Source organism: Pseudomonas sp. MHK4 (assembly GCF_054600775.1).
Genome location: NZ_BAAIAK010000007.1, coordinates 123714 through 147787 on the forward strand (window position 1 = coordinate 123714; position 24074 = coordinate 147787).

General features: G+C 60.7%; 24 protein-coding genes. 7 read left to right on the forward strand and 17 right to left on the reverse strand.

Annotated features, from left to right (window positions below):
- Positions 1-177 precede the first annotated feature (177 nt).
- Entirely contained in the window at positions 178-1428 is a 1251-nt protein-coding gene (locus ACYP2Q_RS18865; RefSeq protein WP_459731930.1) for a 2-aminoadipate transaminase, read from the forward strand.
- Positions 1429-1520: 92 nt separating this feature from the next.
- Here the strand turns inward: ACYP2Q_RS18865 and trxB are convergent, their stop codons facing one another.
- Positions 1521-2477, reverse strand: coding sequence for a thioredoxin-disulfide reductase (gene trxB / locus ACYP2Q_RS18870; protein ID WP_459731931.1), 957 nt, complete (start codon positions 2475-2477; stop codon positions 1521-1523).
- Positions 2478-2790: 313 nt separating this feature from the next.
- On the opposite strand from trxB, the gene cysZ reads away from it, so the two are divergent.
- Positions 2791-3546: a sulfate transporter CysZ gene (cysZ, locus tag ACYP2Q_RS18875; RefSeq protein ID WP_459731932.1), complete on the forward strand. Its 756-nt coding sequence runs from the start codon at positions 2791-2793 to the stop codon at positions 3544-3546.
- 40 nt (positions 3547-3586) lie between these two features.
- Positions 3587-4786 carry a glycosyltransferase family 4 protein gene (locus ACYP2Q_RS18880; protein ID WP_459731933.1) on the forward strand — a complete coding sequence of 400 codons (1200 nt, stop codon included), beginning with the start codon at positions 3587-3589 and terminating at the stop codon, positions 4784-4786.
- Between the two features lie 117 nt (positions 4787-4903).
- Here the strand turns inward: ACYP2Q_RS18880 and ACYP2Q_RS18885 are convergent, their stop codons facing one another.
- From ACYP2Q_RS18885 to ACYP2Q_RS18895, 3 genes are all read right to left on the reverse strand, one after another.
- Positions 4904-6007, reverse strand: coding sequence for an NADH:flavin oxidoreductase (locus tag ACYP2Q_RS18885; RefSeq protein ID WP_459731934.1), 1104 nt, complete (start codon positions 6005-6007; stop codon positions 4904-4906).
- A gap of 215 nt (positions 6008-6222) precedes the next feature.
- Positions 6223-6705 carry a glutathione peroxidase gene (locus ACYP2Q_RS18890; protein ID WP_459731935.1) on the reverse strand — a complete coding sequence of 161 codons (483 nt, stop codon included), beginning with the start codon at positions 6703-6705 and terminating at the stop codon, positions 6223-6225.
- Between the two features lie 122 nt (positions 6706-6827).
- Positions 6828-7313: an FKBP-type peptidyl-prolyl cis-trans isomerase gene (locus ACYP2Q_RS18895; RefSeq protein ID WP_008054392.1), complete on the reverse strand. Its 486-nt coding sequence runs from the start codon at positions 7311-7313 to the stop codon at positions 6828-6830.
- On the opposite strand from ACYP2Q_RS18895, the gene ACYP2Q_RS18900 reads away from it, so the two are divergent.
- The 3 genes from ACYP2Q_RS18900 to ACYP2Q_RS18910 are packed head-to-tail and all read left to right on the forward strand — an operon-like array spanning position 7282 to position 10674.
- Positions 7282-7608 (forward strand): DUF3565 domain-containing protein, encoded by a 327-nt coding sequence (locus ACYP2Q_RS18900; protein ID WP_459731937.1) that lies wholly within the window; start codon positions 7282-7284, stop codon positions 7606-7608. The genes ACYP2Q_RS18895 and ACYP2Q_RS18900 overlap by 32 nt on opposite strands.
- A 60-nt stretch (positions 7609-7668) precedes the next feature.
- Positions 7669-9768 carry a phosphate acetyltransferase gene (gene pta / locus ACYP2Q_RS18905; protein ID WP_459731938.1) on the forward strand — a complete coding sequence of 700 codons (2100 nt, stop codon included), beginning with the start codon at positions 7669-7671 and terminating at the stop codon, positions 9766-9768.
- A complete protein-coding gene (locus ACYP2Q_RS18910; protein WP_459731939.1) occupies positions 9769-10674 on the forward strand; it encodes an acyltransferase in 906 nt (301 codons plus the stop codon).
- Between the two features lie 169 nt (positions 10675-10843).
- Here ACYP2Q_RS18910 and cysN read toward each other — a convergent pair whose 3' ends face one another.
- The 3 genes from cysN to ACYP2Q_RS18925 form a co-directional block, all read right to left on the reverse strand.
- Complete coding sequence (gene cysN / locus ACYP2Q_RS18915; RefSeq protein WP_459731940.1) at positions 10844-12742, reverse strand: sulfate adenylyltransferase subunit CysN; 1899 nt, start codon at positions 12740-12742, stop codon at positions 10844-10846.
- A 9-nt stretch (positions 12743-12751) separates the two neighbouring features.
- Complete coding sequence (gene cysD / locus ACYP2Q_RS18920) at positions 12752-13669, reverse strand: sulfate adenylyltransferase subunit CysD (RefSeq protein ID WP_007970286.1); 918 nt, start codon at positions 13667-13669, stop codon at positions 12752-12754.
- A gap of 243 nt (positions 13670-13912) precedes the next feature.
- Positions 13913-14671, reverse strand: a complete 759-nt coding sequence (locus ACYP2Q_RS18925) for a Nif3-like dinuclear metal center hexameric protein (protein WP_274073998.1) — start codon at positions 14669-14671, stop codon at positions 13913-13915.
- A 103-nt stretch (positions 14672-14774) separates the two neighbouring features.
- Between ACYP2Q_RS18925 and algW the strand changes: the two genes are divergently transcribed.
- Positions 14775-15935, forward strand: coding sequence for a Do family serine endopeptidase AlgW (gene algW / locus ACYP2Q_RS18930; RefSeq protein ID WP_459731941.1), 1161 nt, complete (start codon positions 14775-14777; stop codon positions 15933-15935).
- 102 nt (positions 15936-16037) lie between these two features.
- Here algW and hisC read toward each other — a convergent pair whose 3' ends face one another.
- The 10 genes from hisC to ACYP2Q_RS18980 all read right to left on the reverse strand — a co-directional run bounded on the left by hisC (position 16038) and on the right by ACYP2Q_RS18980 (position 23978).
- Positions 16038-17090, reverse strand: a complete 1053-nt coding sequence (gene hisC, locus ACYP2Q_RS18935) for a histidinol-phosphate transaminase (RefSeq protein ID WP_459731942.1) — start codon at positions 17088-17090, stop codon at positions 16038-16040.
- 1 nt (position 17091) lies between these two features.
- Complete coding sequence (hisD, locus tag ACYP2Q_RS18940; protein WP_459731943.1) at positions 17092-18417, reverse strand: histidinol dehydrogenase; 1326 nt, start codon at positions 18415-18417, stop codon at positions 17092-17094.
- Positions 18418-18544: 127 nt separating this feature from the next.
- Positions 18545-19180 carry an ATP phosphoribosyltransferase gene (hisG, locus tag ACYP2Q_RS18945; protein WP_008018703.1) on the reverse strand — a complete coding sequence of 212 codons (636 nt, stop codon included), beginning with the start codon at positions 19178-19180 and terminating at the stop codon, positions 18545-18547.
- A 127-nt stretch (positions 19181-19307) separates the two neighbouring features.
- A complete protein-coding gene (gene murA / locus ACYP2Q_RS18950) occupies positions 19308-20573 on the reverse strand; it encodes a UDP-N-acetylglucosamine 1-carboxyvinyltransferase (protein WP_046820542.1) in 1266 nt (421 codons plus the stop codon).
- Between the two features lie 22 nt (positions 20574-20595).
- Positions 20596-20835: a BolA family protein gene (locus tag ACYP2Q_RS18955; protein ID WP_274074003.1), complete on the reverse strand. Its 240-nt coding sequence runs from the start codon at positions 20833-20835 to the stop codon at positions 20596-20598.
- A 114-nt stretch (positions 20836-20949) separates the two neighbouring features.
- Positions 20950-21255 carry an STAS domain-containing protein gene (locus tag ACYP2Q_RS18960; protein WP_459731944.1) on the reverse strand — a complete coding sequence of 102 codons (306 nt, stop codon included), beginning with the start codon at positions 21253-21255 and terminating at the stop codon, positions 20950-20952.
- Positions 21252-21893 carry an MlaC/ttg2D family ABC transporter substrate-binding protein gene (locus ACYP2Q_RS18965; RefSeq protein WP_459731945.1) on the reverse strand — a complete coding sequence of 214 codons (642 nt, stop codon included), beginning with the start codon at positions 21891-21893 and terminating at the stop codon, positions 21252-21254. The genes ACYP2Q_RS18960 and ACYP2Q_RS18965 overlap by 4 nt, the downstream gene beginning before the upstream one ends.
- A gap of 11 nt (positions 21894-21904) precedes the next feature.
- On the reverse strand, positions 21905-22372 hold the full coding sequence (mlaD, locus tag ACYP2Q_RS18970; protein WP_034147091.1) for an outer membrane lipid asymmetry maintenance protein MlaD: 468 nt from the start codon (positions 22370-22372) through the stop codon (positions 21905-21907).
- A complete protein-coding gene (gene mlaE / locus ACYP2Q_RS18975; protein ID WP_459731946.1) occupies positions 22372-23169 on the reverse strand; it encodes a lipid asymmetry maintenance ABC transporter permease subunit MlaE in 798 nt (265 codons plus the stop codon). The genes mlaD and mlaE overlap by 1 nt, the downstream gene beginning before the upstream one ends.
- Positions 23169-23978, reverse strand: a complete 810-nt coding sequence (locus ACYP2Q_RS18980) for an ATP-binding cassette domain-containing protein (RefSeq protein ID WP_274074007.1) — start codon at positions 23976-23978, stop codon at positions 23169-23171. The genes mlaE and ACYP2Q_RS18980 overlap by 1 nt, the downstream gene beginning before the upstream one ends.
- Positions 23979-24074 lie beyond the last annotated feature (96 nt).

The following is a 24074-nucleotide window of genomic DNA, read 5'->3' on the forward strand; positions in this document are numbered from 1 at the left end:
GTCCGGAAGGGTGATGCAAAATTCAAGGGCCCCTTCGCTGGCAAGCCAGCTCCTACAAGGGCGTTGAAAACACGTCCCGACTTTTAAGATTGACCCGCCCACTTTATTTCGTTTGCCCGCCACCGCTGCTCACGGCTTAGATAAAAAGAAGTCCTCCTTCTTCCGAGCCGGCCTCCCATGCGCAGCGAAACCATCAGCCAGTCGATCAACATCGTTCACCCTGTCACGCTCAGCCACGGCAAAAACGCCGAGGTCTGGGACACCAATGGCAAGCGCTACATCGACTTTGTCGGCGGCATTGGCGTGCTGAACCTAGGCCATTGCCATCCGCGCATCGTCGAGGCCATCCGCGAACAAGCCACCCGGCTGACCCATTACGCCTTCAACGCCGCGCCCCATACACCCTATATCGACCTGATGGACCGCCTCAGCGCCTTTATCCCGGTCAATTACCCGGTCAGCGGCATGCTCACCAACAGCGGCGCTGAAGCGGCGGAAAATGCGCTGAAAATCGTCCGTGGCGCGACCGGGCGTACGGCCGTGGTTGCCTTTGATGGCGCTTTCCACGGCAGAACGCTGGCCACCCTGAATCTCAACGGCAAGGTCGCGCCCTATAAACAGAAAGTCGGGGTGCTGCCCGGGCCGGTGTATCACCTGCCGTTCCCCAGCCGGGACAACGGCGTGACCTGTGTAGAGGCCCTGAAAGCCATGGAGCGCCTGTTCAGCGTCGAAATCGATGTCGCGGACGTGGCCTGCTTTATCGTCGAACCGGTGCAGGGCGAAGCGGGCTTCCTGGCGATGGATGTCGAGTTCGCCCAGGCACTGCGCACGTTTTGCGACGAAAAAGGCATTGTGCTGATTGCCGATGAAATCCAGTCCGGTTTCGGCCGTACCGGCCAGCGCTTTGCCTTCTCGCGCCTGGGCATCGAACCGGACCTGATCCTGCTGGGCAAGAGCATCGCCGGTGGCGTGCCGCTGGGAGCGGTGGTCGGGCGCAAGGCGCTGCTGGACAACTTGCCCAAGGGCGGACTCGGCGGCACTTATTCCGGCAACCCGATTGCCTGTGCTGCTGCGCTGGCTACCCTGGACGAAATGACTGACGCCAATCTGCAGGCCTGGGGTTCTCAACAGGAAGAAGCGGTCGTCAGTCGCTACCAATCCTGGCGCGATCGTAATCTGTCACCGTACCTTGGCCGTCTGACCGGCGTGGGCGCGATGCGCGGCATCGAACTGGCCAACGCTGACGGCACACCTGCCTCGGCGCAGTTGACTCAACTGCTGGCTCTGGCGCGGGATGCGGGCCTGCTGCTGATGCCCAGCGGCAAATCGCGCCACATCATTCGCTTGCTGGCACCGTTGACCACCGAATCTGCGGTACTGGAGGAAGGCCTGGACATTCTTGAGGCGTGTCTGGCCAAACTGACTTGAACACTATCCCTGTGGGAGCGGGGATAGTCTTCAGGCATCGAATCGTGGGTACAAAAAAACCGGCCGAAGCCGGTTTTTTTACGACTGCAGAATCAAGCGTTCTGCAGATTGTCCAGGTAACGCTCGGCATCCAGTGCCGCCATGCAACCGGCGCCAGCGGAGGTGATGGCCTGACGGTAGACGTGGTCCGCCACGTCGCCGGCGGCGAAGATGCCTTCCAGGTTGGTCGCAGTAGCGTTGCCGTCACGGCCGCCGTGCACCACCAGGTAGCCGTCTTTCAGGGTCAGCTGGCCTTCGAACAACGAGGTGTTCGGGGTGTGGCCGATGGCGATGAACACGCCGTCGACGGTTACTTCGTCGAAGCTGCCGTCGTTGTTTTTCAGGCGGGCACCGGTCACGCCCATGTTGTTGCCCAGGACTTCGTCCAGGGTCGCGTTCAGCTTCAGGATGATCTTGCCTTCAGCCACGCGGGCATTGAGCTTGTCGATCAGGATCTTTTCGGCACGGAAGGTTTCGCGACGGTGAATGAGGGTCACGGTGCTGGCGATGTTGGCCAGGTACAGGGCCTCTTCGACAGCGGTGTTGCCGCCACCGACCACAGCCACTGGCTTGTTGCGGTAGAAGAAACCGTCGCAGGTCGCGCAGGCCGAAACGCCTTTGCCCATGAACGCTTCTTCCGAAGGCAGGCCCAGGTAACGGGCGCTGGCGCCGGTGGCGATAATCAGGGCGTCGCAGGTATAGGTTGCGCTGTCGCCGGTCAGGGTGTACGGCTTGGCAGCGAAGTCCACGGCATTGATGTGATCGAACACGATCTCGGTTTCAAAACGCTCGGCGTGCTCGCGCATCCGCTCCATCAGCGCCGGGCCAGTCAGGCCATGAACGTCGCCCGGCCAGTTGTCGACTTCAGTGGTGGTGGTCAATTGACCGCCGGCCTGCATGCCGGTGATCAAGAGTGGCTTGAGGTTGGCACGGGCGGCATAGACGGCGGCGCTGTAACCGGCAGGGCCGGAACCGAGAATAATCACTCGCGAATGACGGACTTCAGACATGACCTGCTCCTGTTGACCGGCCCGGAAAACCTGGCGCGGAACGCCGGATGACCGGCGGGAATAAAAAAGGACCATTGAAAGCACTTGGGGAAGGCTTGAACTCGACAGTCCTGTAAAAAGTTGGGTGCAGCGTATCGAGGGGGCGAAGATTAAGGAAATACCGTTTAACAATCCAGCTCATAGGTGGTCTCTATCCACACGGGGTGATGATCGGGACGCCTTTGTTACAGTTAATGTCGATGTCGCTGTCGCGCTTTCGCCGGTCAGGCAAAGCCGGTAAGGTCGGCGCGTTTTCCTTTGTTCGGAGCACCCTATGCCCGCCGCCCCTGTACTGTCCGGCCCGCAATATCTGCGTGAAGGCCTGAAACTGGTGCTCAGCCCCAGCCTGCGCCTTTTTGTATTACTTCCACTGGCGATCAACCTGGTGCTGTTCGTCGGATTGATCTATCTGGCCGGCCATCAGTTCAGCGTGTGGGTCGATACGCTGATGCCATCCCTGCCCGACTGGCTGGGTTTTCTCAACTATGTGCTGTGGCCGCTGTTCGTGGTGCTGGTGTTGTTGATGGTGTTCTTCACCTTCACCATGCTCGCCAACGTCATCGCCGCGCCTTTCAACGGCTTCCTGGCGGAAAAGGTCGAAGTGGTGGTGCGCGGCACCGACGACTTCCCGGCCTTCAGCTGGGGCGAGCTGGTCGCCATGATCCCGCGGACCCTGGCCCGGGAAATGCGCAAGCTCGGTTACTTCCTGCCCCGGGCGCTCGGGCTGTTCATCCTTTCGTTCATCCCGGTGGTGAACATCGTCGCGGCGCCGCTGTGGCTGCTGTTCGGGGTGTGGATGATGGCGATCCAGTACATCGACTACCCGGCGGACAACCACAAGCTGGGCTGGAACGAGATGCTCGCCTGGCTGCGGCAGAAGCGCTGGCAGAGCATGAGTTTCGGCGGCATCGTTTACCTGGTGCTGCTGATTCCGGTGGTGAACATCCTGATGATGCCGGCGGCCGTGGCCGGGGCGACCTTGTTCTGGGTGCGTGAGCGTGGGGCGGAGAATCTGGTGACCCAGCGCTGAGTCGGTCACAAATCCATCATCTTGTCGTCACGACGCCGACATGGCCTCAGGCCACACTGAGGTCATGACGACAGCTCTGCATATCACCCTGATCACCGAAACCTTCCCCCCGGAAATCAATGGCGTGGCCAACACCCTTGGGCGCCTGTGCGACGGCTTGCGCGCGCGCGGGCATCAGGTGGAATTGGTGCGACCTCGCCAGGGCTGCGATCAATCGACGAGCAGCGACGATGAGTTATTGCTGTGCCGAGGCTGGCCGCTGCCGGGCTATCCCGGGTTGCAATGGGGGCAGTCGTCGATGCACAAGCTGCTCCGGCGCTGGAAACGCCATCGCCCCGATGTGCTGTATATCGCCACCGAAGGACCGCTCGGCTTGTCGGCATTGCGCGCAGCACGCCGCCTGGGCATCTCGGTGGTCAGCGGCTTTCACACCAACTTCCAGCAGTATTCCAGCCAGTACGGCTTCAGCTTGCTGTCTCGACTGCTGACCCACTATTTGCGCTGGTTCCACAATCGCTCGAACCTGACGCTGGTGCCGAGTGTCAGCCAGCGCATGGAGCTGGAACGCCGGCATTTCGAGCGCCTGGCTTTGCTGTCCCGCGGCGTTGACAGTCAGTTGTTTCACCCGGCCAAACGCTTGAATGCGCTGCGCGAGCAATGGGGACTGGGCGAGAAAGACATCGCCGTTATCCATGTAGGACGGTTGGCAGCGGAGAAAAACCTCGGGTTGCTCAAACGCTGTTTCGACAGGCTCAAGGCGACTTATCCACAGCGCACCTTGAAGCTGATCGTGGTGGGGGATGGCCCGCAACGCCTGCTGATGGAAAACGAGTTGCCGGAAGCGATTTTCTGTGGGGCACAACGAGGCGAAGCCCTGGCCAGCCATTATGCGTCGGGGGATGTATTCCTGTTTCCAAGCCTGACCGAGACCTTCGGCAATGTCGTGCTTGAGGCGTTGGCATCGGGACTGGGGGTGGTGGCTTACGACCAGGCGGCAGCGGCGCAGCATATTCGCCATGGCTACAACGGCGTACTGGCGATGCCGGGGGACGAAGACGCGTTCTGCGATGGTGCGGTGTGGTTGCTGGAGAAGCGCGAAAACTTGCGTTGTCTGCGGCTCAATGCGCGCCAGCATGCAAGTCGCCAGGGGTGGGCGGCGATCATTGAACAGTTCGAGGGGCAGTTGCGAGGGGCTTGTGTTGGGGAGGTGGTGGTGCCAAATGCACCGACCTTGCCCTGAACCTATGGTGACATTGGCTCAGTCATCGCCAGCAGGCTGGCTCCCACATCGGTTCTGCGGTGTACACAGACCCTGTGGGAGCCAGCCTGCTGGCGATGGGGTCTTGCCAGTCGCTGCTTAAACCAGCGTCATCAACGCCTCACGGCTGAACGGCAAGATGTCTTGCTCGCGACCGTCACGCACCTTCTGCGCCCAATCCGGGTCCACCAACAGCGCACGACCAACCGCCACCAGGTCGAACTCGTCGTTGTTCAGACGCTCCAGCAGTTTTTCCAGGCTGGCCGGCTGTGCCACCTTGTCGGTGTTGACCATGAACTGCAGGAACTCGCCATCCAGGCCAACACTGCCCACGGTGATGGTCGGCTTGCCGGTGAGTTTGCGCGTCCAGCCTGCCAGGTTCAGTTCGGAGCCGTCGAACTCTGGTTCCCAGAAGCGGCGCGTCGAGCAGTGGAAAATATCCACTCCAGCGTCGGACAGCGGCTTGAGGAAATCGCCCAAGGCCTCTGGCGTCTGCACCAGGCGCGCGGTGTAGTCCTGCTGCTTCCACTGCGAGAAGCGGAAGATGATCGGAAAGCCCTCACCGACCGCGGCACGTACCGCCTGGATCAATTCGATGGCGAAACGCGAACGGTTGGCCAGGCTGCCACCGTATTCGTCAGTGCGCTGGTTGCTGCCTTCCCAGAAGAACTGGTCGATCAGGTAGCCGTGGGCACCGTGGATTTCCACGCCGTCCATGCCAATGCTCTGGGCATCCTTCGCCGCCTGGGCGAACGCGGCAATCACATCCTGAATGTCCTGTTGGGTCATGCCGTGAACCACGACCTGTCCGTCCTTCACTTTTTCCGACGGGCCGTAACCCGGCACGCTGGCGTCCGGCTCGGTGCCGATGCGACGCACGCTGCCGACATGCCACAGTTGCGGAACGATCTTGCCGCCCTCGGCGTGAACCGCATCGACGACTTTCTTCCAGCCGGCCAAGGCCGCCTCACCGTAGAAATGCGGAACGTTCGGGTAGCCGTTGGAAGCCTTGTGCCCAACCGTGGTGCCTTCGGTGATGATCAAGCCCACGCCAGCGGCAGCGCGACGACGGTAGTACTCGATCACTTTGGAATTGGGTACGCCGCCGGGCGAAAACGAGCGGGTCATCGGTGCCATGACCACGCGGGTGGGCAATTCGAGGGTGCCGAGGTGGAACGGTTTGAACAGGGCTTTTACAGGCATGGGACGCTCCACGAAGGATGACTTTATGACGACTATAATATGGAGACCGAAGCGCCTTGAACAGCATTATTGATCAGCGTGATTAAGGGTCAGAAGGAGGGAACACTGTAGGAGCGAGCTTGCTCGCGATGAACCTGAGAACGATGCGGGGTGTCAGGCTGGCAGCGTTATCGTTAACGACCATCGCGAGCAAGCTCGCTCCTACAGGAGGGGTATCAGGCCAGGGCCTTTTCGATCGCCTGAACCACGGCCGGATCATCCGGCGCCGTACGCGGCGAGAACCGCGCCAGCACACGACCGTCTTTACCCAACAGGAACTTTTCGAAGTTCCAGGTGATGTCACCGGGGAACTCCGCGCCCTCGCCTGCCAGCAGCTTGTACAACTGATGACGCTCGTGACCGTTGACTTCCAGCTTGCTGGACAATGGAAAGGTCACGCCATAGTTGAGGCTGCAGAAGTCCTTTATTTCCTGCTCGGTACCTGGTTCCTGCCCGGCAAACTGGTTGCACGGCAGGCCCAGCACGCTGAAACCCTTGCCTTTGTACTGCTGGTAGAGGTTTTCCAGCGCTGCGTATTGTGGGGTCAAGCCACATTTGGAGGCCACGTTGACCACCAGCACGACGTGTCCCTTGAAAGGTGCCAGAGGGAGCGCCTGACCATCCAGGGCTGTCAATTTAAGTTCGTGAAAAGCACTCATGACGTACTCCAGATTCCCGTGTTCTTCTCGAAACAGCCACTTGGTGGTGTCGCCTGGAACAGCCGCAGACTAAAAAGGCGCCCTCGGGGCGCCTCTCCAGCTATCTGAGCTTAGCGCAGAAATCAGTGGTGATGGCCACCTTCGCCATGGACGTGACCATGGGCGATTTCTTCCTGGCTGGCATCACGGATGTTGATGATCTTGACCTGGAAGTTCAGGCGCTGACCAGCCAATGGGTGGTTGCCGTCTACGGTGACGTCGTCGCCGTCCAGATCGCGGATGGTCACGATCTGCATCTGGCCGTCCGGAGCGGAAGCGTGGAACTGCATGCCCACTTCCAGCTCGTCAACGCCTTCGAACATGCTGCGGCTCAGGGTGCTGACCAGTTCGGCAGCGTACTCGCCGTAGGCATCTTCCGGTTCAACGGCTACGGTCAGCTCGTCGCCGACTGCTTTGCCTTCCAGCGCCTTTTCCAGGCCCGGGATGATGTTGCCTGCGCCTTGCAGGTAGACCAGCGGCGCGCCGCCGGCGGAGCTGTCGATGACCTCACCAGCGTCGTTGGTCAGGGTATAGTCGATGGAGACAGCCTTATTGGCGGCGATCAGCATGGGGCGAGACCTTTTGCATAAGAATATTGAAAGACCCAGTTTAGCGAAGCAATCGCCCGAAAGCGAACACAACCCGGACAGACGGGATTCGACGATCACGGGCTTTCATCAGGACGAAGACGGCCACTGGGTGGTCGAGCTTTCCTGCGGCCACACGCAGCACCTGCGGCACCAGCCGCCCTGGCAATCCCGGGCCTGGGTCATGGACCCTGCGCAACGCCTTGAAAAAATAGGCCTGCCCTTTGATTGCGGTTGGTGCGCACAAGGCCCGGTTAGCGATAACCTTGGCGACTGAATTGCGGTAGATCGTCAGCCATAGATGATCGCCATTGCCATGCTCCTTTAGAGAATCCGCATGCAAACTTTTTTTATCGCACCCACCGATTTTGGCGTGGGTCTGACCTCCATCAGCCTCGGGCTGGTGCGCACCCTAGAGCGGGCCGGCCTCAAGGTCGGCTTTTTCAAGCCGATAGCCCAGCCCCATCCGGGTGACACCGGCCCTGAGCGCTCCACCGAGCTGGTGGCACGTACCCACGGCCTGAAGCCGCCTCAACCCTTGGGCCTGGCCCATGTCGAGCGCATGCTCGGCGACGGCCAGCTCGATGAGTTGCTCGAAGAAATCATCACCCTTTATCAGCAGGCCGCGATCGGCAAGGATGTGTTGATCGTCGAAGGCATGGTCCCGACCCGCAGCGCCAGTTATGCCGCGCGGGTCAACCTGCACCTGGCCAAGAGCCTCGATGCCGAGGTGATCCTGGTCTCGGCACCGGAAAACGAAGTGCTGACCGAACTGTCCGGTCGCGTCGAACTGCAGGCGCAATTGTTCGGCGGCCCCAAGGATCCGAAAGTCCTTGGCGTGATCCTCAACAAGGTCAAGACTGACGAAAGCATGGAGGCCTTCGCCGCCCGCCTGAACGAACACTCGCCACTGTTGCGCAGCGGCGACTTCCGCCTGCTCGGTTGTATCCCGTACCAGCCGGAGCTGAATGCACCGCGCACGCGAGACGTGGCGGACCTGATGGGCGCACAGGTGCTCAATGCCGGCGACTACGAAACCCGGCGCATGACCAAGATCATCATTTGCGCGCGCACCATGCGCAATACCGTGGAGCTGCTCAAGCCGGGCGTACTGGTGGTGACCCCTGGCGATCGTGACGACATCATCCTCGCCGTGAGCCTCGCGGCCATGAATGGCGTGCCCCTGGCCGGCCTGTTGCTGACCAGCGACACCCTGCCCGACCCACGCATCATGGACTTGTGTCGTGGCGCCCTGCAGGCGGGCTTGCCGGTGTTGTCGGTGAGCACCGGGTCCTACGACACCGCCAACCAGCTCAATGGCTTGAACAAGGAAATCCCGATCGACGACCGCGAGCGCGCGGAAATCATCACCGATTTCGTCGCCAGCCACCTGGACGCCAACTGGCTGCACCAGCGCTGTGGCACCCCGCGGGAAATGCGCCTGTCGCCGGCGGTGTTCCGTTATCAATTAATCCAGCGTGCCCAGTCCGTCAACAAGCGCATCGTCCTGCCGGAAGGCAGCGAACCGCTGACCGTCCAGGCCGCCGCCATCTGCCAGGCCCGCGGCATTGCCCGTTGCGTGCTGCTGGCGAAACCTGCAGACGTTGAAGCCGTGGCCCGCGCCCAAGGCATCGAGCTGCCACCGGGGCTGGAAATCCTCGACCCGGACCTGATCCGCGAGCGCTACATCGAGCCGATGGTGGCCCTGCGCAAAAGCAAAAGCCTCAACGCACCGATGGCCGAGCAGCAACTGGAAGACACCGTGGTCATCGGCACCATGATGCTGGCGCTGGATGAAGTGGACGGCCTGGTGTCGGGGGTCATTCACTCCACCGCCAATACCATTCGCCCGGCCCTGCAACTGATCAAGACCGCGCCGGGCTGCACCCTGGTGTCGTCGGTATTCTTCATGCTGTTTCCCGAAGAAGTGCTGGTCTACGGCGACTGCGTGATGAATCCGCACCCGAGCGCCAGCGAACTGGCCGAGATCGCCCTGCAAAGCGCCGACTCGGCGGCGGCCTTCGGCATCACCCCGCGCGTGGCGATGATCAGCTATTCCAGCGGTGAGTCGGCCAGTGGCGAGGAAGTCGAGAAGGTGCGCGAAGCGACATTGCTCGCCCATGAACAGCAACACTCGCTGCTGATCGACGGCCCCTTGCAGTATGACGCCGCCGCCAACGAAACCGTGGCCCGGCAACTGGCGCCGAACAGCCAGGTGGCCGGTCGCGCCACGGTGTTCGTATTCCCCGACCTGAACACCGGCAACACTACGCACAAAGCCGTACAGCGCAGCGCCGACTGCGTCAGCCTCGGGCCGATGCTGCAAGGCCTGCGCAAGCCGGTGAACGATTTGCCGCGCGGTGCGCAGGTCGATGACATCGTCTACACCATCGCCCTGACGGCGATTCAAGCTGCCAACCGACCTATGGATGTGTAAATGCTGGTTTCTCTACCTGCGCCCGTGCGCGGACTGATCGCCGCCCTACTGCTGGCGCTGAACACGATTCTGCTGTGCTCGTTCCTGTTCTGTGTGGCGCTGTTCAAGGTGTTGCCGTTCGCGCTAACACAACGTATTGCCCAATGGCTGATGAGCCATACCCATGAAGCCTGGATCAGCCTCAACAAGGGCTGGATGAACCTGGTCCGTCGCACCCGCTGGCACGTCAGCGGCCTGCAAGGCCTGGACTATCAGCACTCGTACCTGGTCACCAGCAACCACCAGAGCTGGGTCGACATCCTGGTGCTGCAATATGTGCTCAATCGGCGTATCCAGCCGCTGAAGTTCTTTCTCAAGCAGGAGCTGATCTGGGTGCCGGTGATTGGACTGGCGTGGTGGGCGCTGGGCTTTCCGTTCATGAAGCGCTACTCCAAGGCCTATCTGGAAAAGCACCCGGAGAAGAAAGGCAAGGACCTGGAAACCACCCGCAAGACCTGCGCGAAGTTTCGCGACAACCCGGTGGGTATCTTCAACTTCGTCGAGGGCACGCGCTTCACCGAAGGCAAGCACGCCCAGCAGAAATCGCCGTTCCGTTATTTGCTCAAACCCAAGGCCGGCGGCATTGCCTTTGTGCTGGACGCCATGGGCGAGCAGCTGGAGTCGATCGTCAACGTGACCATCCACTACCCGGCCGGGCGTCCCGGTTTTTGGGATTTGCTGTGCGGGAATGTCGCGGACGTGGTGGTGCACTTTGAAGAGCTGAAGATACCGCCGCAGTTCATTGGCAAGAACTACGACCAGGATGGTGAGTATCGCTTGCAGTTCCAGGGCTGGATCAACCAGTTGTGGGAAGGCAAGGATGCGTTGCTGGGGCAGATGCATCGCGAATATCCGAACCGACACTGATCTCCTGTGGGAGCTAGCCTGCTGGCGATAGCGGTTTCACATTCAGCAGATCTGTTGACTGATTAACCGTAATCGCCAGCAGGCTAGCTCCCACAGTTGACCGAGTAGATCTCAATAAAAAACCCGCCGATGATCACTCATCGGCGGGTTTTTTATTGCTGGCTAATGCTTAGATCGCGCCACGCTTACGCAGCAGTTCCAGCACTTGCTTCACGCCTTCTTCCAGTGACACGGACTGGGTGTCGATCACCAGGTCGGCATCCAGCGGCACGTCGTACGGGAAGGATTCGCCCGGGATGTTATCCCCAGCCGCCGCGTAGAGGCCTTGCGGGTCACGCTCGGCACAGACGGTTGGCGAGGCCTGGACGTAGACCGTCAGCAGACGCTCCTTGCCGATTAGTTCCTTGGCCTGTTCACGACCTTCGGAGCTCGGTGCAACGAACGCCGCCAGGGTCAGCAGACCGGCTTCGTTGAACTGACGGGCAACGTGCGCGGCACGACGCCAGTTCTCGGTACGCCCGGCGCGATCCTGCGGCAGGCCTTTGTTCAGGTCGTGACGCAGGTTCTGGCCATCGAGTACGAACACCGCACGGCCCAGGTCGAACAGCTTGCGCTCGACGGCATAGGCCAGGGTGCTCTTGCCAGCGCCCGACAAGCCGCTGAACAACACGGTGGCCGGTTGCTGGCCGAAACGCTGGGCGCGTTCTTCGGTGGCGACGTGGGCCAGTTTGCCGTGGTGGGTGCTGGTGCCATGGGCCAACGGCTGGGCGACGATCATGCCGGCGCCGACGGTTCCGTTGGTCAGGCGGTCGATGACAATGAATGCGCCGGTGGTGCGGTTGCTGTCGTAACCGTCGAGGGCAATCGGCGCGTCGAGCGCGATTTTGACCTTGCCGATTTCGTTCAGCTGCAACGCACTGGCCGGGCCTTCTTCCAGGGTGTTCACGTCGACCTTGTTGACGATGCTGGCGATGGAGCCCGGCACGTAACTGGTGGCGCGCTTGATGTCGTATTTCTTGCCCGGCAGCATCGGCTCTTCAGCCATCCATACGAGCATGGCTTCGAAGCTGTCGGTCACCGGCGGCACGTTGTCGGCATGCACCAACAGGTCGCCACGGGAGATGTCGATTTCGTCTTCCATGGTCAGCGTGACTGCCTGGCCAGGACCTGCGTGCTCCAATTCACCTTCGAAGGTGACGATGGACTTCACGCGGCTGCTTTTGCCCGACGGCAGCACCACGACTTCGTCGCCTTTCTTGACGATGCCGCTGGCCAACGTACCGGCGAAGCCACGGAAGTTCAGGTTCGGACGGTTGACGTACTGCACCGGGAAACGCAGGTCGGTGAAATTGCGGTCGCCCGCCACTTCCACGGTCTCGAGGATTTCCATCAGCGACTGGCCGGTGTACCACGGCGAACGCTCGGACTTGTTCACCACGTTGTCGCCCTTCAAGGCGGACATCGGCACGAAGTGCATGCTGGTCGGCTTGAGCTTCAGGCCTTCGGCGAACTGCAGGTAGTCGGCCTTGATCGACTCGAACACGCCTTGGTCGAAGTCCTTGAGGTCCATCTTGTTGATGGCAACGACGATGTGCTTGATGCCCAGCAGGGACGCGATGAAGCTGTGGCGTCGGGTCTGGGTCTGCACGCCGTAGCGGGCATCGACCAGGATGATCGCCAGGTCACAGGTGGATGCACCGGTGGCCATGTTGCGGGTGTACTGCTCATGGCCGGGGGTGTCGGCGATGATGAATTTGCGCTTGGCGGTGGAGAAATAGCGGTACGCGACATCGATGGTGATGCCTTGCTCACGCTCGGCCTGCAGGCCATCGACCAGCAGCGCCAGGTCGATGTCTTCACCGGTAGTGCCGACTTTTTTCGAGTCCCGGGTAATCGCTTCCAGGTGATCTTCGTAGATCATCTTGGAGTCGTGCAGCAGGCGCCCGATCAAGGTGCTCTTGCCGTCGTCGACGTTACCGCAGGTCAGAAAGCGCAGCAGCTCTTTACGTTCGTGCTGGCCCAGGTAGGCGAGGATGTCCTCGCTGATCAAATCAGATTGATGCGACATGACAGCCCCTTAGAAATAACCCTGACGTTTTTTGTCTTCCATCGAGCCTGCGCCATCGTGGTCGATGACACGGCCCTGGCGCTCGGAAGTTCGCGTCAGGAGCATTTCCTGAATGATGTCCGTGAGGCTTTCGGCCTCGGACTCCACCGCGCCCGTCAACGGGTAGCAACCAAGGGTACGGAAACGCACTTTCTTTTTGACGATGCGCGCTTTGTCTTCATCGCTCAGGTGCTCGAGGATGCGCTCGTCGTCGATCATGATCAGCGTGCCGTTCTTCTCGATGACTTCACGCTCGGCGGCGAAGTACAGCGGGACGATCGGGATGCCTTCAAGGTAGATGTACTGCCAGATGTCCAGCTCGGTCCAGTTCGACAATGGGAATACGCGGATGGATTCGCCCTTGTTGACCTTGCCGTTGTAGACGTTCCACAGCTCGGGACGCTGGTTTTTCGGATCCCAGCGGTGCTTGCTGTCGCGGAACGAGTACACACGCTCCTTGGCGCGGGATTTCTCTTCGTCGCGGCGGGCACCACCAAAGGCGGCGTCGAAACCATGCTTGTCCAGTGCCTGCTTCAGGCCCTCGGTCTTCATGATGTCGGTGTGCTTGGCGCTGCCGTGGGTGAACGGGTTGATGTTCTGCGCCACGCCATCCGGGTTGACGTGGGTGATCAGGTCCAGGCCCAGCTCGGCAACCATCTTGTCGCGGAAGGCGTACATCTCCTGGAATTTCCAGCGAGTGTCGACGTGCATCACCGGGAACGGCAGCTTGCCAGGGAAGAATGCCTTGCGTGCCAGGTGCAGCATCACGGCGGAGTCTTTACCGATGGAGTACAGCATCACCGGGTTGTCGAACTCGGCGGCCACCTCGCGGATGATGTGGATGCTTTCCGCCTCCAGCTGTTTCAGATGCGTCAGTTTGTCGACCATGGCTACTCACGAAATCTTTCTTATGAACGGCCAGCGGGCCGTGTTCGAGCGAGGAATCCTAGCACAGCGACCTCTTCTAATCAGGACGCCAACTAGATCGAAAGAGCATATGAATATGCCCGACCGTTTGGGCGCAACCAGAACTTGTAGGCGCTGGCTTGCCAGCGATGGCAGTCTTGAGAGCACTGCAGAATTCAAGGCCGATTTCGCTGGCAAGCCAGCTCCTACAGGGGGCGCGTATTGTCAGATGGGGTTGGGGCAATCGATGAAGATGTGTTCGAGGGCGAACCGTCGGGCCAGGTAGTCACCCAGCGCCTGCACGCCATAACGTTCAGTGGCATGGTGGCCGGCAGCAATGAAGCTGATGTCGTTCTCCCGCGCGCTGTGGAAGGTTTGCTCGGACGCTTCGCCGCTCAGGTACAGATCAACACCCGCCAGCACCGCCTGATCGATGTAACCCTGACCGCCACCGGTGCACCAGCCAACCCGGCGTATCATGTTGCCGCCTTCGATCAGCAAGGGTTCGCGGCCCATCACCTCCCGCACGCGGCGGGCGAAGTCCCGGGGCGTCACGGGTTCGTTCAACGAACCGACCAGGCCGACGATCTTCAGGTTGTCCGGGTCCAGCGGACCTTCGACGGTGATGTCCAGCTGCCGCGCCAACTGCACGTTGTTGCCAACGTCAGGGTGCAGGTCCAGCGGCAGGTGATAGGACAGCAGGCTGATATCGTGCTTGAGCAGCGTCTTCAGGCGGCGCTGCTTCATGCCGGTGATGCACGGGTTCTCGCCTTTCCAGAAGTAGCCGTGATGCACCAGCACCAGGTCGGCGTTGGCCTCCACAGCGGCATCGAGCAAGGCCTGGCTGGCAGTGACGCCACTGACGATGCGCATCACCTGCGGCCGGCCCTCGACCTGCAGGCCGTTGGGGCAATAATCGGCAATTTTCGAACTGCCGAGGTAACGGTCGGCTTCTTCGACCAGGGTGCTCAGGGCGACGGCCATAAAAGACTCCTAAATATCCCGTTCAGAGGCACGCGCGGCCTCGTATAATGCGCGTCATTATGAGCGGTCTCATACCGCCTGCAACTCTCTCAGGACGTGCTTAATGCTCAAGGCGCTGCGTTTTTCCGGCTGGCCGCTGTTGGCCGGCGTGCTTGTCGCTCTGTTAATCATCCAGCGTTACCCGCAGTGGGTCGGGCTTCCAAGCCTCGACGTCAATCTGCAACAAGCCCCGCAAACCACCAGTATGCAGCAAGGCCCGGTGTCCTATTCCGACGCGGTGACTACCGCCGCGCCGTCGGTGGTGAACCTCTACACCACCAAAGTCATCAACAAGCCCAATCACCCGCTGTTCGAGGACCCGCAGTTTCGCCGTTTCTTCGGCGATAACTCGCCCAAGCAGAAACGCATGGAGTCGAGCCTTGGCTCCGGCGTGATCATGAGCCCGCAAGGCTACATCCTCACCAACAACCACGTGACCAGCGGTGCCGACCAGATCGTGGTGGCGCTCAAGGACGGCCGTGAAACCCTGGCACGGGTGATCGGCAGCGATCCGGAAACCGACCTGGCGGTCCTCAAGATCGACCTGAAGAACCTGCCGTCGATCACCGTCGGCCGCTCCGACAACATCCGCATCGGCGACGTGGCCCTGGCCATCGGCAACCCGTTCGGCGTCGGCCAGACAGTGACCATGGGCATCATCAGCGCCACCGGGCGCAATCAGCTGGGCCTGAACAACTACGAAGACTTCATCCAGACCGACGCCGCGATCAACCCCGGCAACTCCGGCGGTGCACTGGTGGACGCCAACGGCAACCTGACCGGCATCAACACGGCGATTTTCTCCAAGTCCGGCGGCTCCCAGGGCATCGGTTTCGCGATTCCGGTGAAGCTGGCCATGGAAGTGATGAAGTCGATCATCGAGCACGGCCAGGTGATTCGCGGTTGGCTCGGCATCGAAGTGCAGCCGTTGTCCCAGGAACTGGCGGAGTCGTTTGGCCTGTCGGGGCGCCCGGGCATCGTGGTCGCCGGGATTTTCCGTGACGGTCCGGCGCAAAAGGCCGGCCTGCAATTGGGCGATGTGATCCTCAGCATCGACGGCGAGCCGGCTGGCGATGGGCGCCGCTCGATGAATCAGGTTGCGCGGATCAAGCCGACGGACAAGGTCGCGATCCAGGTGATGCGCAATGGCAAGGAACTCAAGCTCACCGCTGAGATTGGCTTGCGTCCGCCACCTGCACCGGTCAAAGACAAAGAAGAAAACTGAGCCGTATACAAGAACCAAAGTGGGAGCGGGCTTGCTCGCGAAGGTGTGTCAGTCGACATCAATGTAACTGACACACCTTCGCGAGCAAGCCCGCTTGTATGTTTAGAGGTCGCCGAGGCCGTCGATCAATGCCTGATTCTGCTCAGGTGTACCGATCGAGATCCGCAGGAACTGGGCAATCCGTTCCTGCTTGAAGTGCCGGACGATCACGCCTTGCTCGCGCAGTTTGGCCGCCAGGCCTGCGGCATCGTGCTGGGGGTGACGGGCGAAAATGAAGTTCGCCGCCGACGGCAGCACTTCAAAGCCCTTGGCTTGCAATTGGGCAACGACCTTCTCGCGGTTCTCGATCACCAGCCGGCAAGTCTTGTCGAAATACTCGCGATCCTCGAACGCTGCCGCGGCGCCGACATTCGCCATCCGATCCAGTGGATAGGAGTTGAAGCTGTTCTTGATTCGCTCCAGCGCTTCGATCAGGTCCGGATGCCCCACCGCCAACCCGACCCGCAGACCGGCCAGCGAGCGCGACTTGGACAGGGTCTGGGTCACCAGCAGGTTCGAATAACGGTCCACCAGGCTGATCGCCGTTTCCCCACCGAAGTCGATGTAAGCCTCATCAACCACGACCACCGAGTCCGGGCTGGCCTTGAGGATTTGCTCGATGGCATCGAGTGCCAACAGGCAACCGGTCGGTGCGTTCGGGTTGGGGAAAATGATCCCGCCGTTCGGTTTGGCGTAGTCCGCCGGGTTGATCTGGAACTGCTCGTCCAGCGGCACGGCATCGAACTTGATGCCGTACAACCCGCAGTAGACCGGGTAGAAGCTGTAGCTGATGTCCGGGAACAGCAGCGGCTGATCGTGCTGCAGCAAGCCGTGGAAGATGTGCGCCAGGACTTCGTCGGAACCGTTGCCGAGGAACACCTGATTGCTCTGCACGCCGTAATAATTGGCGACTGCGTTCTTGAGCAGGTCACTGTTCGGATCCGGGTACAGGCGCAGGTTGTCGTTCAGTTCGGTCTGGATCGCAGCCAGGGCTTTGGGCGATGGACCGTACGGGTTTTCATTGGTGTTGAGCTTCACCAGCTTGGCCAGTTTCGGCTGCTCGCCCGGTACGTACGGCACCAGGTTCTTGACGAACGGGCTCCAGAATTTACTCATCTCAGTTCCCCTGCTTGTCGTCGATGATGCGGTATTCGGCACTGCGGGCGTGGGCGGTCAGCGACTCGCCACGGGCCAGCACGGAAGCGGTCTTGCCCAGGTCGGACGCGCCCTGCTCCGAGCAAAAAATGATCGACGAGCGTTTCTGGAAGTCGTAGACGCCCAGCGGCGACGAGAACCGCGCCGTACCGGAAGTCGGCAACACGTGGTTCGGGCCTGCACAGTAGTCGCCCAGCGCTTCGCTGGTGTGACGGCCCATGAAGATGGCGCCGGCATGGCGGATCTGCGGCAGCCAGGCCTGTGGATCGGCAACCGACAATTCCAGGTGCTCCGGCGCGATGCGGTTGGCCACTTCGATGGCTTGTTGCATGTCGCGGACCTTGATCAGCGCACCACGGCCATTGATCGAGGTTTCAATGATCTGGGCGCGTTCCATGGTCGGCATCAGTTTGGCGATGCTGGCGGCAACCTTGTCGAGGAACTCGGCATCCGGGCTGACCAGAATGGCCTGGGCGTCTTCGTCGTGCTCGGCCTGGGAGAACAGGTCCATGGCGATCCAGTCCGGATCGGTCTGACCGTCGCACACCACGAGGATCTCCGACGGACCGGCGATCATGTCGATACCGACCTGGCCGAATACGTGGCGCTTGGCAGTGGCAACGTAGATGTTGCCCGGGCCGACTACTTTATCGACCATCGGCACGCTTTCGGTACCGTAGGCCAACGCGGCCACCGCTTGGGCACCACCGATGGTGAATACGCGGTCAACACCGGCGATGCAGGCCGCTGCCAGTACAAGCTCGTTGATTTCACCGCGCGGAGTCGGTACCACCATGACCACTTCGGTCACCCCGGCAACTTTGGCCGGAATCGCGTTCATCAACACCGAAGACGGGTAGGACGCCTTGCCCCCCGGCACGTACAGGCCGGCGCGGTCCAGCGGCGTGACCTTCTGGCCCAGCACGGTGCCATCGGCTTCGGTGTAGCTCCAGGAGTCCTGCTTCTGCTTCTCGTGGTAGCTGCGTACCCGGGCGGCGGCTTTTTCCAGGGCTTCGCGCTGGGGCACGGTAATGCGGGTCAGTGCCAGCTCCAGACGCTCGCGCGGCAGGATCAGGTCGGCCATGGACTTCACGTCCAGGCCGTCGAACTGACGGGTGAAGTCCACCAGCGCCGCGTCACCGCGCTCGCGCACGGCCTTGATGATGTCCAGCACTCGCTGATTGACCGAGTCGTCAGACACACTTTCCCAGCTCAGCAGATGATCCAGATGATGCGCGAAATCCGGGTCAGCAGCGTTGAGTCGGCGAATTGCAGTCGGTGCGGTCATAGCGAGAGCCTCATAGGATTGGCAAAAAACTCAGGCGCCCTAACTTAGCAGTCGTTTCCGCTTGGGCACCTGAGAATTCTGGCTATGAGGCGGATAGACGGGCGCGACTCAAGGCCGCGCAGGTGAATCAGCCGCGGTGTCGAGACTCCACTGCCTTGCGCAGGGTGTCGATCAACGCCTGGATACGGGCGTGTTGCATTTTCATCGAAGCTTTGTTGACGATCAGTCGGGAGCTGATGGCCGCGATGAAATCCTGTGGCTCCAGGCCATTGGCCCGCAGCGTGTTACCGGTGTCGACCACGTCGATGATCTTGTCGGCCAGGCCGATCAGCGGCGCCAGCTCCATCGAGCCGTAGAGCTTGATGATGTCGACCTGACGACCTTGTTCGGCGTAGTAACGCTTGGCAACGTTGACGAACTTGGTGGCGATGCGCAGGCGGCCCTTGGGCTCGACTGCGCCGACCTTGCCGGCAGTCATCAACTTGCACTGGGCAATCTGCAGGTCCAGCGGCTCGTACAAGCCCTGGCCGCCGTACTCCATCAGCACGTCTTTACCGGCGACACCGAGGTCGGCGGCGCCATGTTCGACATAAGTCGGCACGTCGGTGGCACGCACGATCAACAGGCGTACATCTTCCTGGGTCGTGGGGATGATCAGCTTGCGGCTCTTGTCCGGATTCTCGGTCGGCACGATGCCCGCTTCAGCCAGAAGCGGCAGGGTGTCGTCAAGGATGCGGCCCTTGGACAGTGCGATGGTCAACATGGGAAACGTCAGTCCTTATCAAGGTACTCATGCCCGGTCGCAAATGGCGCCGGACACACATCGAGCCGGAAACCGGCTCGACTTATCACAATTCAACGGGCACGTCCCTGTGCCCATGCAGCAGAAACTAGCCCGGAACGCGGCGGATCTTGGCGCCCAGCATCTGCAGTTTCTCTTCGATGCACTCGTAACCACGGTCAATGTGGTAGATGCGGTCGATCAGGGTGTCGCCGTCGGCGATCAGCGCCGAGATCACCAGGCTGGCCGAAGCACGCAGGTCGGTGGCCATCACTGGCGCGCCCTTGAGCTTCTCGGTCCCGGTGACGATCGCGGTATTGCCTTCGACCTGGATCTTGGCGCCCATGCGGTGCAGTTCGTACACGTGCATGAAGCGGTTTTCGAAGATCGTCTCGATCACGGCGCCCGTGCCTTCGGCAATGGCGTTGAGGGAGATGAACTGCGCCTGCATGTCGGTCGGGAACGCCGGGTACGGAGCGGTTCGCACGTTGACGGCTTTAGGCCGCTTGCCGTGCATGTTCAGCTCGATCCAGTCTTCGCCGCAGGTGATTTCGGCACCGGCTTCACGGAGTTTTTCCAGCACGGCTTCGAGGATGGTCGGATCAGTGTCCTTGACCTTCACGCGCCCGCCGGTCACGGCCGCGGCCACCAGGTAGGTGCCGGTTTCGATACGGTCCGGCATCACCTTGTAGGTGGTGGTGTGCAGACGCTCGACGCCATCGATGGTGATGGTATCTGTGCCAGCGCCGGACACCTTGGCACCCATGGCGTTCAGGAAGTTCGCCAGGTCGACCACTTCAGGCTCGCGCGCGGCGTTAGCCAGTACGCTGCGACCCTTGGCCAAAGCGGCCGCCATCATGATGTTTTCGGTGCCGGTCACGCTCACGGTGTCGAAGAAGAAGTGTGCGCCACGCAGACCGCCTTCAGGGGCCTTGGCCTTGATGTAGCCGCCTTCGACATCGATGATCGCGCCCATGGCTTCCAGGCCACGGATGTGCAGGTCAACCGGACGCGAGCCGATGGCGCAACCGCCAGGCAGCGCGACTTCGGCTTCACCGAAGCGGGCAACCATCGGGCCCAGCACCAGGATCGACGCACGCATGGTTTTAACCAGTTCGTACGGAGCGATCAGGGTCTTGATGGTACGCGGGTCGATTTCAACGGCAAGCTTCTCGTCGATCACCGGCTCGATGCCCATGCGACCGAACAATTCGATCATGGTGGTGATGTCGTGCAGGTGCGGCAGGTTGGCCACAGTCACGGGACCGTCGCACAGCAGGGTGGCAGCGAGAATCGGCAGCGCCGAGTTCTTTGCCCCGGAGATACGGATTTCGCCATCGAGACGAGCACCGCCAGTAATAATCAATTTATCCATAAGAATCTCGACGCCCTTGGGCTCAGGTGCGCTCGGCCCAGGCCGCGCTGCTGAAAAATTTCATAGTGACCGCATGGATGCTGCCATCGGTGATCCATGGGTTCAAATGGGCATAGATCTGCTGCTGACGCTTCACCGGGCTCAACGCCGCCAGTTCATCGCTAATCACGTTCAGCTGGAAATTGCAGCCTTCGCCCTCGACTTCTACATTCGTTCCGGGCAGCTTTCCTTCAAGAAAGCTCTTAACTTCGTTGGCCTGCATGCTCAACCTCAATCGGCGCCCTGTGCGCGCGGGTCGGACATCATACAAAAAAGCCCCGCGCCTGCGAACCCCGGGAAGCAGGACTCTGACGGGGGGCTTCCTTATAGATGCGGGTTAGGGATGCGCCAACAGCTCGGTCAGCTCACTGACCTGGGCGATTTCGCGCATATCTTCTGGCATCCCGCGGATGCTCAGCGCCTTGCCGGCCGCCTGGGCATCACGCATGAAACACAACAGCAACGACAGACCGACGCTGCTGGACTTCTCCACCGCCGAACAATCGACCACCAGGGCCGCGGCCTTGCTGGCGTTGATCAATGCCTGCCCCTGCCGGCGCAGTTCCGGACCGGTGCGATAATCCAGCACACCGCTGAGCCGCAGCTCGCCGGCTTCGTCCATCCGGACCGCCGACTCACTCATTGGGTCTGTTTCTCGGTGGATTCCTTGGCCTTGGCGACTTCCCCGGCCCAACCATTGATGGTCTTGTCCAGGTCGTTGCCGTTGCGCTGCATCGCATCAGCGAACTGATCACGGAACAGCTTGCCAATGTTGATGCCGTTGATAATGACGTTGCGCAGCTTCCATTCGCCGCCAACCTTTTCCAGTGTATAGGACACAGGATAGATCGCGCCGTTGCTGCCCTTGACCGTCATGCCAACGCTGGTACGGTCGCCCGACTCGTCCTTGGCAGGATCAACGGTGATGCCTTGGTTGTTGTACTCCAGCAGGGCATTGCCATAGAACTGGAACAGGCCCTTCTTGAAGTTTTCTTCAAAGGTCTTCATTTGCGCAGGAGTAGCCTTGCGCGAGTACTTGACCGTCATGATGCTCTTGGAAATGCCTTCGGCATCCACCACCGGGCCGACAATGGTGTTGAGCGCCGCATAGAAATCCTGCGGATCCTGCTTGTACTTCTCTTTGTTGGCGGCCAGGTCGGCCAGCAACCGGTTGGTGGTGTCCTGAACCAGCTCGTGGGCGGAAGGCGCCGCCACGGCGTTAGCCACCAACGGCAAGGCCGCGAGCAAAACCAACAGGCCACGTCGTAAGGTAGAGATCATTCAAAAGCTCCTCATTTGGCGTCTTTGCTAACGGTATTGAGCAGGAATTTACCGATCAGGTCCTCGAGCACCAGCGACGACTGGGTGTCGTGGATGGTCCCGCCATCCTTGAGCAGGGCTTCTTCCCCGCCCACGCTGATACCGATGTACTTCTCGCCCAACAGGCCAGCGGTCAGGATAGATGCAGTGGAGTCCGCCGGTAGATTATCTACGCGCTTCTCCAGTTGCATGGTCACCCGACCCGTGAAACTGTCGCGGTCCAGATCGATTGCCGTGACCTTGCCGATGGTCACACCGGCCATGGTCACCTTGGCTCTGACCGTCAAACCGGCGATATTGTCGAAATACGCGTAAAGTTTATAGGTTTCGGTGTTCGGGCTCGGGGACAGGCCACTGACCCGCAACGCCAGCAACAGCAAAGCCAGGATGCCAGCCAGCAAGAAAAGGCCGACACCGATTTCCAGGGTGCGGTTTTGCATCAGAAATCTCCAAACATCAAGGCGGTCAGAATAAAGTCCAGGCCGAGCACAGCCAAAGAGGCATACACCACGGTCTTGGTAGTGGCACGACTGATCCCCTCGGAAGTGGGCTCACAGTCATAGCCTTGGAATACGGCGATCCAGGTGACGACGAAGGCAAAGACCATGCTTTTGATGATGCCGTTAAGCACATCGTCGGCGAAGGTCACGCTGTTCTGCATGTTCGACCAGTAGGAGCCGTCATAGACACCCAGCCAGTCGACGGCCACCCAGGAACCACCCCAGATACCCACCACGCTGAAAATCATCGCCAGCACCGGCAAGGAAATGAAGCCGGCCCACAGGCGCGGGGCAATGATGTACTTGAGCGGGTCCACCCCGATCATTTCCAGGCTGGAGAGCTGTTCGGTGGACTTCATGTTGCCGATTTCCGCCGTCAGCGCCGAACCGGCACGCCCGGCGAACAGCAACGCCGTGACCACCGGCCCCAGCTCACGCAGCAGCGTCAGCGCAACCATCTGCCCCACCGCCTGCTCCGAACCGTAGCTGGACAGAATGTTGAAGCCCTGGAGCGCCAACACCATGCCGATGAATATCCCGGAGACCACGATGATCACCAGGGACATCACCCCCACCGAGTGCAATTGCTTGATCAGCAGGCCAAACCCGCCACCGATGCCACCACGACCCAGAAGTGCGTGAAACAGAAAGAGCGATGAACGTCCGAACACCGCCAGCACATCGATGCCTGCGTGGCCAAACCGGCGCACCCTTTCCAAAAGTGAAATCTTGCGCATCAACGCTTCCCCAGAAGATCTGCGCGGTAATCCGTCGCTGGAAAGTGATAGGCGACCGGACCGTCGGGCTCGCCTGTCATGAATTGACGGATACGCGGCTCGTCCGAGTTCATCAGCTCGTCTGGCGTGCCCTGCCCCAACACCTGCCCATCGCCCACCACATAGATGTAGTCGGCAATGCTGGCGGTTTCGGCCAGGTCATGGGACACCACGATACTGGTAATGCCCAGTGCATCGTTGAGCAAACGGATAAGGCGTACCAGCACGCCCATGGCGATGGGGTCCTGGCCGACAAAGGGCTCGTCATACATGAGAATCTGCGGATCGAGGGCAATCGCCCGCGCCAGCGCGACACGACGCTTCATGCCGCCGGACAGTTCGTCGGGCATCAGGTCGATGGCGCCCCGTAACCCCACGGCCTGCAATTTGAGCAGGACGATGTCGCGGATCATTTCTTCGGGCAGCCCGGTATGAACGCGCAGCGGAAAGGCGACGTTCTCGAAGACATCGAGGTCGGTAAACAATGCGCCACTCTGGAACAGCACACCCATGTGTTTGCGTGCATCGAACAGATCACTGCGCGACAACGCCGGCAGGTTCTGACCATTGACCCAGACTTCGCCACTGGCAGGCCGCAACTGCGCGCCCATCAAACGCAACAGCGTGGTCTTGCCACACCCGGAAGGCCCCATGATGCCGGTGACCTTGCCGCGAGGGATACGGATATCAATGTTGTTGAAAATGCTGCGCGTACCGCGCTTGAAGGTCAGTCCCTTCAGCTCGACCGCGTAGGCGTTATCGGCGCTCATCTAAACTCCTTGCGATGCAGCCTCACACTCGGACGCCTGGCTTTCTGACAAAAGCACACTGCCTCCTGGGCGGGCCGAACTGGCGGCGAACTATAT